The organism is Mesorhizobium sp. P2_A12 (assembly GCF_056405075.1).
In genome coordinates this window covers 149,867-163,563 of the sequence record NZ_JBFUCU010000011.1, presented here as the reverse complement: position 1 = coordinate 163,563, position 13,697 = coordinate 149,867, and the positions used below count along the sequence as shown (strand labels likewise).

The following is a 13,697-nucleotide window of genomic DNA, read 5'->3' as shown; positions in this document are numbered from 1 at the left end:
CGTCGAACCGGTGGCGCCAGTCGAGCCGGTCGCACCAGTCGCACCAGTATCGCCAGTCGCACCTGTCGAGCCGGTTGCTCCAGTCGAGCCGGTCGAGCCTGTCGCTCCCGTCGAACCGGTGGCGCCAGTCGAGCCGGTCGAACCCGTTGCACCAGTGTCGCCAGTCGCACCGGTCGAGCCAGTTGCGCCGGTCGAACCAGTCGAGCCGGTTGCTCCAGTCGAGCCGGTTGCTCCGGTCGAGCCGGTCGCTCCGGTCGAGCCGGTGGCTCCGGTCGAGCCAGTCGAACCCGTTGCGCCAGTGTCCCCAGTCGCACCAGTCGAGCCCGTCGCTCCGGTCGAGCCAGTATCACCAGTCGCACCTGTCGAGCCAGTTGCTCCGGTCGAGCCAGTCGAGCCAGTCGCACCTGTCGAGCCAGTCGCACCTGTCGAGCCAGTTGCGCCGGTCGAACCAGTCGCACCAGTCGAGCCCGTCGCTCCGGTCGAGCCGGTATCACCCGTTGCACCTGTCGAGCCAGTTGCTCCGGTCGAACCGGTGGCCCCGGTCGAGCCGGTCGAGCCGGTCGAACCCGTTGCACCAGTGTCGCCAGTCGCACCTGTCGAGCCCGTCGCTCCGGTCGAGCCGGTTGCGCCAGTCGAGCCGGTTGAGCCTATCGCTCCCGTCGAACCGGTGGCACCAGTCGAGCCGGTTGCTCCGGTAGAGCCCGTTGCACCCGTGGTTCCTGTTGCACCAGTGTCGCCAGTCGCACCTGTCGAACCAGTCGCTCCGGTCGAACCGGAGGCGCCGGTCGAACCAGTGGCGCCGGTCGAGCCAGTCGCCCCGGTATCGCCCGTGGCGCCGGTCGCACCTGTGGCTCCGGTTGCGCCAGTGGAGCCCGCGGCGCCGGTATCACCCGTGGCGCCAGTCGAGCCGGTCGCACCTGTCGAACCAGTCGCTCCGGTCGAACCGGCGGCGCCGGTCGAGCCAGTCGCTCCGGTGTCGCCCGTGGCGCCGGTCGCACCTGTGGCTCCAGTTGCGCCAGTTGAGCCCGCGGCACCGGTATCGCCCGTGGCGCCAGTCGAGCCGGTCGCACCTGTCGAACCAGTAGCGCCGGTCGAACCGGCGGCGCCGGTCGAGCCAGTCGCTCCGGTGTCGCCCGTCGCGCCTGTAGAACCGGTGGCGCCAGTGGAACCCGCGGCGCCGGTATCACCTGTGGCTCCGCTTGCGCCAGTCGCTCCCGTCGAGCCGCTCGCACCCGTAGAGCCTGTGGCTCCGGTCGAGCCGCCAGCGCCAGTCGAACCTGTGGCTCCCGTTGCACCCGTGGAACCCGTGGCGCCGGTATCACCTGTAGCTCCGCCTGCGCCAGTCGCACCCGTCGGGCCGCTCGCGCCCGTCGCACCCGTGGCTCCGGTCACACCCGTGCCGGTAGCACCCGTGGCGCCTGTCGCGCCAGTCGCACCCGATGAACCACTTGCGCCAGTAGCTCCTGTCGCGCCCGTGGCGCCTGTCGGGCCAGTCGCACCCGATGAGCCACTTGCGCCAGTAGCACCTGTCGCGCCCGTGGCTCCGGTCGCACCCGCGCCGGTCGCTCCGGTCGCTCCCGTAGCGCCGGTCGGGCCCGCCGGGCCCGTCGCGCCAACTGTACTGGTGCTGAAACTACCAATATCGAATTGATTGCCCCCGGCCCCATTGGAGGGACCCGCCGCGAAATTGTAAGTATTACCGGCGCCTGGAGTGAGTGTACCGTATAAATTGAAGCCGCTGTCGTAAATCCGATAAGTATGGGTAGGGTCCGGAATTGTTATTGTTACAGCAAATTCGCTGACAACGCCGTTACCTGATTGCGGCAGTGGAAAGCTGCCAACCAATAGATCAGGATTGGCTGTTATGTCTATTAAGTAATATGTGTTGATACTCGCGCTGCCATTCTGAGCGGTTAAGTTGCCCGTGAGTGTCAGATCAACCGCAAGCACGCCGGTGTAGCTTGCCACCCCATCCGGGGTCAGCGGCGGCGTGGGCGCGCTCGCGCGTGCGGGCAGTTCCCAGGAGCCGCCCAGGGCGGCTGCGCCAACCAGCGATCTCGATGCACGGACGTCCGCGCCGACGGCCTCTTCCAGCGCCGCCACGAAGGTCTCGCCCGCATCCCCTAACGCCGTCTCGCAGCTCCACAGCCGCAGCTCGCCGTCCGCGGCAAGCGCCCTGCCGATCGCGGCAAAATCGTCAGCCGCTTCCTTCAACGTCCCGGTCGACCACTCTCCTGAGGTGAAGCCAACTCGGCCAGGTGCGCCATGTGCCATGATATGGATTGCATCGAGGCTTTCGTGCCCTGCGAGCGCGGCAGCGATCTGCTGCGCCGCCGGCCGGCGCCCATCGAGCACGACAGCCTGGACTTGCGGTCGCAATTTGCCGAGAACCGTCTCGAGGTCGGAGACTGAAGGATCCACGAAGAGAATTTCAGAGGCACGGGCCATGACTGGCTCCTGTTGGCTTCGAATTCGATTCAAGGGGAAACCGCCCACCGGCTTGGCCGGCGAGCGGTCGTAGGGAGAAGGAGCTTGGGCGCGGTCATCTTCCGGACGGGCCGACGGCGCCGTCGGGATGTTTGACAGCGGGGCTCTCTACGCGGAGGAAGCTGCAGGCCTGGAAATTCCCGCCATCTTCAAATGTGCCAATCGCAAATGAGCCGGCTGCGGCCGGAACCTTGACAGTGAGAGCGACGGCGAGGCTTCGCTTGACGGCTTTGGGAAGAACGACCTGACCGACGATGGCGTTCTTGGCCGTGTCCAGAATAAAATAAGGCACATTTTCGGTCGTATCGCCGATAGGCAAGACGCCTCTGACGGCGACTTCCATGACCGCAAACCCTGCTATGTAGCTCATCATTGTTCTCCTCGGTCGGCGGCGGCTGGGCCACCTGCTTCTCTTGTTCGTACCCTTAGGTTCAATCGCTGGATTCAAATGCCTCCGAGCGCACGCGCTCGCCGAAGCCGTTCGCGGCTGCTATCGGTCCGGTGCGCGTCCGCGTATGACGGGCAGGTCTACGAGACGGGCGGGCAAGGCTTGACTGCCTCTTCGTCACGCTCGATCGAACGGTGCGCCACTTGTCTTCGCTGAGGTGATTGAGGAGCCCGCAGGCACCCGGGCGTTCCCTGCCGGCGGCCGGCTGCGGACGATTGAGGGGGTGATCGAAGCGGGCGCCCGCGTCGCGGCCGCATCGTTTCATACGCGATATCACACCTACCACAGCCCACTCCCGTAACGCGTGTCTCGATTTCTCGACGACGACTTGGGAGGGAACCGACTGCTTGCGAGGGAACATCAGGTTGGGAAAACGCTGGCCTCGAGTTCAAGGCGTCACGACGTCTTCCACTTGCACGCCACCGCACACTCTGTGCGCCCTCACGCACGAAATGACTTGCTCCAGACACTCTCCAGGCTGACAGACTGCGCAGACCGACAGGCCTCCTGCCCGGTCCACGGCTACCCTCCCATGCACAAGACATTAGTAATATCTAAAATTAGCAAGTTGTAAATAACCCTGTTAGTAATTTGTTAATTGTTGACCACGGGTAACTACTTTTCGGTCGACATCTACATGGCGCTCGTGGGCCAAACGCGTCGAAAAATCCGAGGCTTAAGGGTGGTGCCCTCCTGGTTCGCGTCGTGCCCTCCCGATATCGTGACGGAGTTGGAGTGTGAGCGATCGAGCCGAAGGGAGCGCTTGTTTGCCGAAGGCTGGTTCAGCGGGACGGCGAGACCCTTGCGGCGGCGGACAGCGCTAGCTAACAATGGATAGCGCGGGGGTCGCGCTTGCAAAGGAAGGGACGAGCTATCCTTTGCACACGGGTCATGCGAATGGCCGAGGCAGGGGGGTATTGCGCATGGGGCATGAAGGTCGGACAAATCCGCATCGGAGCGGATCGCTGCCCCAGACGGCACTACGGCATGAAAGTGACCGCCTCAGCCCGCAGTCATCCGGGGAGCAGACAGTCGGCATATGACAAGCGGCAAGCGCCTCTGCCTCAACATGATCGTCAAGAACGAGATGGCAAATCTCGAGCGCTGTCTCGGCGCGGTTGCAAGCCACATCGACTGCTGGGTCATCGGCGATACCGGCTCGACCGACGGGACACAGGATTTCGTCAAATCGTTCTTCGCCGCCCGCAACCTGCCAGGCGAGCTCCACGAATTTCCATTCCACAATTTCGAGCAGGCGCGCAACGCCGCGCTCGATTTCGCCTATGCCTCGCCGCTCGCTTATGACTATCTGCTGTTCGACGACGCCGACATGGAGCTGATGGTCGAGGATACTGGCTTCCGCGAGGGGCTCGACGGGCCAGGCTACCGGCTGCTGCAACGCTCGGATTCCGGCCTCGCCTATTGGAACACGCGTCTTGCCAGGCGCGACGTGGGCGCACGCTACCATGGTGTAACCCACGAATATCTCGACGTTCCCGGTGGCGTGCAAGAACTACGCAGCGCCTGGTACAAGGACCACGCCAGCGGCTCGAACCGGGTGGACAAGTTCGAGCGCGATGCCAGGCTTTTGCTGGAGGCGCTTGAGAGGGATCCGGACAATCAGCGCTACTGGTTCTACCTGGCGCAATCCTACCGCGACGCCGGGCGGACGGCGGAGGCCGCGGTGGCTTACGCCAAGCGCGCCGCGATGGGCGGCTGGGACGAGGAGGCGTGGAACGCCCGGCTGCAAGAGGCACGCTGTCTGCGCACGCTCGGCGACGAGGCTGGCTTCATCGGCCAGGCGCTTGCCGCCTTCAATCAGCGGCCGCAACGTGCCGAGCCGCTCTATGACCTGGCGCGGTTCTACCGCGAGAAGGGGATGAATGACGCCAGCGTGTTGTTTTCGGAAGCGGGGCTGGCGATCAAGCGACCCGAGCAGGACATCCTGTTTATCGAGGACTACGCCTACACGACAGGCCTGCTGGAGGAGTACGCGATCGCGGCAAACTACGCGCGCGATCCCCTGCGCAAGGACCGTGGCTTCGCGGCGTGCAACTGGCTGGCGCTGAACCGGACCATCGGCGATGGCCCCAGGGAACTGGCGTGGTCGAACCTGTTCTTCTATGTGCAGCCCGCCAAGACGGTGATGCCGTCCTTCAGCGCGCGTCCGGTTGGTTTCACGGCGCCCGAAGGCTATCGGCCGTCAAACCCGTCGGTGGCCCTATGGGGCGGCCAGATCGTGCTGTTGCAGCGTACGGTGAATTACACCCTGGCCGAAGACAACCTTAAATACGACACGCCGGACGGAGTGCCGGTTCACACGCGCAATTTCCTGCTCCGATTGAGCGACGAACTCGCCATCCAGTCCGCAAGCGAGATTTTGCCGCCGGCCGACATGCCGGAACCCGCGTGCGACCGGGTTCTCGGATTTGAGGATATGCGCCTGTTCGCCTGGCGCGATGCGCTGTGGGGTGTCTCGTGCGTGCGCGAACTGACACCGGAGGGTTGGTGCGAACAGGTCATTGCGCGCATCGACGAGGGTGGCGCCTGCCGGCTGACCGACTGGCGCGTGCTCCATCCGGAAGGGCCGCGGGTGCACGAGAAAAACTGGATGCCACAAGTCAACCCTCCCGCGGCGGAGGCAGGCGGAGAGAAGCTGCAATTCATTTCCCTCTGCGATCCCACGCGGATCGTAGATGAGCATGCCGCCATCATCAGCGAGACTCCCCCGGCCATTGCTGCCCAACGGTTCAGGGGGGGGACACAGCTGATCGCTTTCGCCGGTGGTTGGCTCGCTTTGATACATGAAGTCCAATGGAGGACTGCCGAGAAGCGGCGCTACTACCTGCATCGGTTCGTCTGGTTCGACGAAGCCAACACCTTGCGAAAAGTAAGTCGTCCGTTCTTCTTCGACAAAAAGGGCGTCGAATTCGCTGCGGGTCTAGCCTGGCATCCGGATGACGCGCGTTTGCTGATTTCTTACAGTGTGGCCGACAGCGAGTCCTGGATCGCGACCGTCGATGTGGGTGAGGTCCAGGCCTTGCTGGAGGATGTGGATAGCCTGCCATCGGGTGTGGCTGACACAGCATCCAGTCTGACGCCGTCGTCGCCGGCCTCGCGCCTCCAGCCAGATCATTCAGCGCATACCGCTCCTCCAACGGAAATGGGGATGAAGCCTGACCGTGCTGGTGATGGCGCGGCGGGGGACAGAGGCGAGGCGCTAGTCGAAGCCATCGCCTCCGACCGCGTGAAATCAACCGAGGAGTTCTTCTATGAGCTTGCGCCGTTTCTGCGCGACGTCGATTCTCCCCTGGAACGGCGGGAACGATCGCGCCAGTTCGACGCGCGGATCAATCCCTTCCTTGGCAGCGACGACACCGCACTTCCCCAGATCAACTGCTTCTATCAGGTGATGTCCGACAAGGCCGAGCATCGTACCCTGATTGCCGCCACAACGTCGATGCGAGCGGCGGGCCATCCGGTGCGGGTGTGGAGCTATGCACCGGAGAAGCTCGAATTCCTCATCCCCCATGGGATCGAAATCCGCAATGCCGACGACGTAATGCCGCGCGCCTTGTTCGAGCGGATCGTCGCCGGCTCCGAGATCAGGTATTTCAGCGACGTCTTCCGCTACGCCGTGCTGTACGAGCATGGCGGACTTTGGATGGATTGCGACGTCGTGATGCTGCGGCCCTTCCCGTTCCGCGGCGATCATTTCTTCAATCTGCAATGGCGGGGAGCGCACAAGGGCCACTTCATCTGCGGCAACGTCATGCATGCCCAGCCCTACAGCCGCCACCTGAGGGCGCTCTATGAGATTTCGATCGCACGTTTCCATGATGCCGGCGGCAAGGAGTTTGGAGATATCGGCCCCAAGCTGCTGTCCGACTATATTGCCTCCGATGCGGGAGCCGAACTGCAAGAATGGGTGTTCAGCCCGATGTTCTTCAACACGATCGATTGGAACGAGATCGACCGGTTCGAGAAGCCGATAGCGGAATTGGCTGACTATCTGAACGATGATCGCGTAGTCGGCATCCATCTTTGGACGGCGCGAAACGACGCGCAGCCGGGTGACAAACGGGCATCGTTGATTTCGTCGCTGATTGACCCCCTCGTCGGATTTCCCTCACTAACGAAACTTGCCGACCAATTCCCAACCGACAAGAATCGACACACAGGCAACCGGCACAGTTATGCTCGTGTATATGATCGGTTGCTGTCGAGTCGCCGGCTCGCGGTGCGACATATTATGGAGATCGGACAGCACCGCGATGCTGAGATCGACAATCGGGCAGCACCGGCGTCAGTGGGTCTTTGGCAAATGTACTTTCCGTTCTGCCAGGTGGTCGGCGTCGACCTCGCCGATTTTTCCCGCCTGAACAATGGTCAGTTCAGGTCGTTCGTCGGTGATCAATCCAGGCCGGGTGATCTGCGCACAATCGCCGGGAAACTCAAGTCGGAGTCGTTCGACGTTATCATCGACGACGGCAGCCACGCCTCCTTTGACGAGCAGCTTACTTTGCGCGAATTCTTTTCCCTGCTCGCTCCGGGCAGCTGGTACTTCATCGAAGACCTCGACTGGCAGCCGCCCGGTGAGGACGCGAGCAGGATCGCGCCGACCAAGACCCTGTTGCGCGAGATCAAGGAGTACGGCAGCGCGCGCTCGGTCGATCCGTTGGGAGTGAGCGCACTTGCCAGTCAGTTTGCCCAGATCCTGTTTTTTGACAGCCACTATGAGTTGAATCGGGCCAAACTGATGGGCGGTCTCGTAGCCATACGCAAGTGCGCGGGAACTGGGGATATTAAACAATAATCGGAGCGAGAACCGTCGGTGCTGGACCGGGCCAACCTCAATGTTTGAGAATTCGAACGATATTCAGCTGTTGTCGGTTCCACGCGACCCGAGGCGATATCTGGTTCTGATACGCGCCGGATCGAAGCGCCGCCCTTCCTTTTTTTCTGAGGTTCCTCTAGAGGAGCGCGGCTACGACCTCGGCATCAATTACTACGCCACGCCACATCAGGATGATGTACTTCGAAATAGAGCTGAACTTGTTTTTGCTGGTGGTCGCTCGAAAATGCATGGAGCTAAGCAGCTATTCGAGGTTACAGGCCTTCATAGCGTCTATGAAGGAGTGCTATTTCTTGATGACGACATAGAAATTCTTTTCAATCCAGATGCGTTTTTTGCCATTTGCAATGAGTATTCGCTTGATCTCGCTCAGCCCGCCTTGACCCCGGATTGCATCGACGCGATGGGCCTAACGCGCCAGCATCCTGGCCTCAAATTGCGGACCACGAATTGGGTCGAGATCATGGCCCCTTTCTTCAGGCGGGCTTTCCTGAAGGAGATGCTCCACTCCTTTGACCTATCAATCTCGGGATGGGGACTCGACCTTTATTGGGGCCATCATCTCGCGGACCGCTGGACTGCCGGCATTGTCGACGAATTTCTGATGCGGCATACCCAAGTAAGCAATCACGAGACAGGTGCATTTTACGCGTATCTTCGCTCGATCGGTATTGATCCCTACGAAGAGATGAAGTCAATTCTTACCATGATTGATACCAATCCATATATCGCTAAGCCAATACGTTTTATCTACCGCACTTACTCCTTTCGAGCATAGATCCTATGGAAGGTAACGAGTGAAAGTAGCCGTCTACACAATTGCGTTGAACGAGGCCGCAAACGCAGAGCGCTGGGCCAATTCGGCCGTCGACGCCGACTATCGTATCGTGGTCGATACCGGCAGCACAGATGACACGGTAGAACGATTGACCGCGGCCGGCATTACCGTGCACCGGATAGCGGTCCGCCCGTGGCGCTTCGATGACGCCCGCAACGCCGCAATGGCCCTGATCCCGCCTGACGTTGATGTATGCTGTACGATGGACATGGACCGGTTTCTCGAGCCTGGCTGGCGGGCGAAGCTCGAGGCGGCATGGACCCCTGAGACGACAGCCCTTTATTGTCAGACGGTCTACAGATCGAGTGTCGAGGACCCGACACCACTGCGAAGCTGGCCGGCGAAGAACTTTCACCATCGCTGGGGATATCGCTTCAAGCGGCCTGTCCACGAGGCTCTGGTCTTCACCGGAGACAGGGAAGTCACCGCGAATAGCAGTGATATCGTCATGTTCGAGGTGCAGGACCTCGCCAAGCCAACAAGGAGCAGCTACCTGCCGCTGATGGAAGTGGCCCATAAGGAAGACCCCGGCGACGCTCAAATATGCTTCTGGCTCGGACGGGACTTGATGTGGGCCAACCAGCCAGAGCGGGCCGTCCAACTGCTTGAGCGCTACCTTGCATTGCCGACAAGCACATGGGGCGAAGAACGATCCGAGGCGATGCGTTACATCGCGCGCATGCGGCCGGAGCAGAGGCTGTCCTGGCTGGACAAGGCCCGGATGGAGGCGCCCCATCGGCGCGAAATCTGGCTCGACCTGGCCGAAGAGTTCCATGGCAACGCCGACTGGCTGAACCTGTTCTGGGCCTGCACCAATGGGATCGAGAAGACGCACCACACCGGCAGTTATCTGGACGACGCGCATTGCTGGGGGTTTCGGCTTTTCGATCTCGGCGCGATCGCGTCGTGGCGCCTCAATGTCATGAACCGCGCCGTGGAATGGGGGCAAAAGGCACTGGAGTTGGACCCAGAGAATCTAAGGCTGAAAAATAACCTACAACACTTTAATCATTTGACGAATGTCGCGCATGGTGGCGCAATCGAGTAGCGGCACGAAAAGATGTCAAGAATATTTGGTCAGTAAGAGTCGCCGAATCGGAGAATTCGCAGCAGAACCTTGGCTAAAGGATTGTTCATTTTTTCGATGTCGCGCTGGATTCCACACATTTAGGACACGGTGACCATCCAATGAGAGTCTTGCAATTTATCGGAACCGGCTGGGCATTTGGCTCTGTGCATGCAGAGCTTACAAGATACCTACACCAGAGAGGTATCGTTAGTGATATGCTCGACTGGGGTAAGGGCTATTCCCGTTCTGATATGGATATGATGGAGAAATATTATGATTATTTCTATAGTGTTCCAGGCGAGACGTGGCCGCTCACAGACAATTACGGCATTCCGCATGACAAAATAGTTGTCGTAGCGCACGGCGACTACGACCTGCATCACGCCGTATCCTCGCGTCCGCCCGAAGAAATGGACAGATTTGCCGAGTACGGCGTAGTCAGCGAATTTCTCCGCGATCTTTCGATCGCGATGGGTATCAAACGAATTCCGAAAGTTGTCAAATTGGGAGTTAACCATCGAAGATTCGCTCAACCCATAGCCGACGAGCTCAGAGTAGTCGGTTATGGTGGCAGCATGCATCGCCCGGACCACCAGGGCATTGATTTGAAACGCGGGCACCTAGCCAAAGAGGCCGCGGAAGCTGCAGGCCTCGTCTTCTCCCCAGCGGGTCAATTTCATTACTTGGCGATGCCGCACTACTACGGAAGCGTGCAAGCGGTGCTCGTGACGTCGCTAAAAGAAGGTTTCGGCCTGCCCGCGCTGGAAGCTGCTGCGGCGGGTCGGCTGGTTATCAGCACGCCTGTCGGCGAATTTCCACGTCAAGCCGCACTTGGGGCGGGACTTACAGCGCCTTTGGAAGGCGAGGCCTTCAAGGCCTTTGCGATTGAGAGATTGATTTATTACAAAGAACATCCTGGCGCATATAAAGAGTACTGCCACGAAATTCAAGAAGTTGCGAAGACTCTTGATTGGGAATTTGCAATTGATGACTGGGTGAAGTTGTTTGCAAAGCGAGCGTAGGACTTCTACGGAAGGTACGGTGCAATGACGCAGCCGATGCAGGATGAGTACTTTACGCGTAGGCGTGTAATTGTTGTACGACATCGAGGTAACTTAGCGAATAAAATGATTCAATATATGGGCGCTCTAGCAATGGCTAAGCGGATCACGGACTGTAGCATTGTTAATGTTTCAATTCCGGAATGGGGTCTTGAAATCCCTGACAATACGCAGAATGAACGTTTTTTTGATAACATTGACCTATGGACTTGGGACGCTTTTCGGCCTCACATTGGCGAAATTTGCTTTCTGGCGAACCGAAGCGAATCAGTGCGGATAATGATGGCTGACCATTTGCAGAGGATGGAGTTCCTTGACTCACCTCAAGCTTATCACTCACTTTTTCCATACAGTTCGCCCGGACGACAAATCGGCGAAAATGACTTGCTGATTAATATTCGTACTGCAGAAATTCTTCAAGGCGTACCCCACTATCCGCTTCTTCCAATAGATTTTTATGAGGATGTAGTCGCCTCGACGGGGCTAAATCCGGTGTTTGTCGGACAGCTCGGCGAATCAGAGTATGTGCGACAACTTAGATCTCGCTTCCCAAAGGCTGTCTTCTACGACAGCCAAGGGGCCAGGGCCGACTTTGATTTGATTCGCTCTGCGAAGAACATCGTCGTTGCGGTCAGCACGTTCTCCTGGTTAGCGGCGTGGCTTTCCCAAGCGCAGACGATCTTCCTTCCGCTCAGTGGGTTCTACAATCCGGCGCACCATCGCGAGGTTGATCTGCTGCCGATTGATGATCTTCGTTATAGATACTTTCTGTTTCCGTTGAACTATGGAATGCCGGAGGCACAGAGCCTGGAGTACCACCACCGGATATCAGGAAGATGGAAAGAGATATCGCGCAATCAGGTTGCGCTGCTGAAGACTGCCGCCCCATTCCTGCGTGTGCCGAGAGAAAATTACGACAACGGCTTGCCGTCGAGGACCGCGCAGGGGTCTGCCGTCACCTTCGATTCCGTCTGGTACGCGCACCGATACATCGACGCCGCAATGGAGATAAGCGAAGGGTGGTTTGAAGATCCGCTGCATCACTATCTCGAAGTTGGTAGACTGCGGGGCTATCAGCCGGTTCGCCAATTCGATGGACACCCTCCCATAGATCTTTCGTTACCCAACCTCGCGCTCAAAAAGCGAGCGACGCAAAGTTCTTTGAGCCGGTGGTCTGTTGGATCAACCTTGGAGGAAGACGCCGGGAATGCAGTGAATGGTGATCCAGCAAAAGCACTTGGATTTCATACTGAAAATACCGAGAATCCGTGGTGGAGGGTTGACCTTGGACAACCATCTCAAGTGTTCGCCATTCGGATATTTAACCGCGACCGTATCCCTGAATGGACGCAGCGCAGAACTTCGCCCATTGTAGTCGAAGCCTCGAATGATGGCGAGCTCTGGAAGCTGATATTCAGTACTGAGCCCGGTCAGATCTTTGGCGGATATAGCGCCGGAATGCCGCTGGTGTGGTCCTCTGACTTACCTGTGGAAGCACGCTACGTTCGAATTTCGATTCCTCGCAAGGAGTATCTCCATCTCTCCGAGGTGGAGATATACGGTCTCCCACAACCCCAATCTGGGCGGAATTCAAGTTCTGTAACTCGATAGGGAGCCAAAAGATGATTCGGAGATCTGCAGGGTTACCGCCGCGACTGCTCACAGCCCACGGCACGACGCTTTTCGTCGCGCCCAAATCGGGCGAATTGGCGCATGGGCCGGTGGGGGACAGCCCGGCCAATGCGCGCTTGGTGTCGGATGGATCACATGGTCAAATCATGTACGAGGTCGCTGGATCCTTGCGGCCTATCGTCTGTCGGACTAACCGCTCCGAAATACTAAGTATGGATGGCGAAGAGGGCAGCCCGGAAGACGCGACCGTGTTTGTAATCATGGATCTGAGCAATGGAAGGGTTGCACTCAGGGCCGAAGGTCTGTTCCTCTGCGCCGAACCTGACGGACGGGTCACACTGTCCCGGAAGGCATGCGGTGCGTGGGAAGGCTTTCTTCTCGCCGAGCCTCCGGCGGTTCTTCAGTTCAACGTTTTGCGCCATTCGAACGACCTTGTTCGTCTCGCGCTAAAGCACGGCGTGGATAAATGGGGATCTCACTGGTATGCCCAGCACTATCACAATCATTTCAGCCCCTTTCGAGATCAGAAGATTTCTCTTCTGGAGATTGGGGTGGGCGGCTATGACAATCCGAGAGCCGGCGGTGGGTCACTACGCATGTGGGAAGAATATTTTCCCAGTGCGATCATTCACGGAATCGATATCTTTGACAAACGGCCGCACGAACAGGGGCGCGTTAAGATCCATCAAGGCAGTCAATTCGAGGAAGACTTCCTAAGAAGTGTATTCAGAGACGCAGGGGGCTTTGACATCATCATTGATGATGGAAGTCATATTAACGCGCACGTTTTAAAATCGTTTGAGGTGCTATTTCCGCTACTTAGCAAGAATGGCGTATACGCGATAGAGGATGTGCAAACCTCGTATTGGCCGGAGTTTGGTGGAAACAGTGACGACTTAAAAAACGATGACACCATCTTGGGGTTCTTCAAGAGCCTTGTCGATTCATTGAACTATGAGGAACTCATCAAGCCTAGCTATCAACCAACGTACTTTGACAAGCACATCGTATCTATACATTTTTATCACAATCTCATAGTGATCGTGAAGGGAAGCAATAATGAGGGAAGTAACACGCTACGAAACAACGAGAGGGTATGACCGACGGGAATAAGATCTAGCCGAGAGGTATTCGCGAGCATTCGAGAAAGCCGGACTGACGTAGCGTAGTCATCGCGAGGCTCGACACACCGCGGCCCACCTTACCGGTGTCCGGAAACCATCGGCGGTCAAGTACGTTCCGTTTCAGAGGTTCGGATAACTCTGGAAAATGCGCCTGTTTCTCGAATCTTTGCCGATGTGGAGCAA

At 58.7% G+C, this 13,697-nt stretch carries 8 protein-coding genes; 6 read left to right on the top strand and 2 right to left on the bottom strand.

Annotated features, from left to right (window positions below; translation table 11 throughout):
- Both AC1DZU_RS22505 and AC1DZU_RS22500 read right to left on the bottom strand, forming a co-directional pair.
- A partial coding sequence (locus tag AC1DZU_RS22505; protein WP_477288456.1) for a DUF4347 domain-containing protein occupies window positions 1–2,448 on the bottom strand: 2,448 nt, incomplete at its 3' end.
- Window positions 2,449–2,542: 94 nt separating this feature from the next.
- A complete protein-coding gene (locus AC1DZU_RS22500; RefSeq protein WP_143748632.1) occupies window positions 2,543–2,857 on the bottom strand; it encodes a hypothetical protein in 315 nt (104 codons plus the stop codon).
- 1,117 nt (window positions 2,858–3,974) lie between these two features.
- On the opposite strand from AC1DZU_RS22500, the gene AC1DZU_RS22495 reads away from it, so the two are divergent.
- The 6 genes from AC1DZU_RS22495 (at window position 3,975) to AC1DZU_RS22470 (ending at window position 13,490) form a co-directional block, all read left to right on the top strand.
- Window positions 3,975–7,751 carry a glycosyltransferase gene (locus tag AC1DZU_RS22495; RefSeq protein WP_477288454.1) on the top strand — a complete coding sequence of 1,259 codons (3,777 nt, stop codon included), beginning with the start codon at window positions 3,975–3,977 and terminating at the stop codon, window positions 7,749–7,751.
- A gap of 40 nt (window positions 7,752–7,791) precedes the next feature.
- Window positions 7,792–8,568 (top strand): DUF707 domain-containing protein, encoded by a 777-nt coding sequence (locus AC1DZU_RS22490; protein WP_477288452.1) that lies wholly within the window; start codon window positions 7,792–7,794, stop codon window positions 8,566–8,568.
- 19 nt (window positions 8,569–8,587) lie between these two features.
- The gene (locus AC1DZU_RS22485) at window positions 8,588–9,676 is read left to right on the top strand and encodes a tetratricopeptide repeat-containing glycosyltransferase (protein WP_477288450.1); all 1,089 of its coding nucleotides are present in this window, start codon (window positions 8,588–8,590) and stop codon (window positions 9,674–9,676) included.
- A gap of 140 nt (window positions 9,677–9,816) precedes the next feature.
- A complete protein-coding gene (locus AC1DZU_RS22480) occupies window positions 9,817–10,719 on the top strand; it encodes a glycosyltransferase (RefSeq protein ID WP_477288448.1) in 903 nt (300 codons plus the stop codon).
- 24 nt (window positions 10,720–10,743) lie between these two features.
- Window positions 10,744–12,369 (top strand): discoidin domain-containing protein, encoded by a 1,626-nt coding sequence (locus tag AC1DZU_RS22475; RefSeq protein WP_477288446.1) that lies wholly within the window; start codon window positions 10,744–10,746, stop codon window positions 12,367–12,369.
- 11 nt (window positions 12,370–12,380) lie between these two features.
- Window positions 12,381–13,490 (top strand): hypothetical protein, encoded by a 1,110-nt coding sequence (locus AC1DZU_RS22470; RefSeq protein WP_477288444.1) that lies wholly within the window; start codon window positions 12,381–12,383, stop codon window positions 13,488–13,490.
- Window positions 13,491–13,697 lie beyond the last annotated feature (207 nt).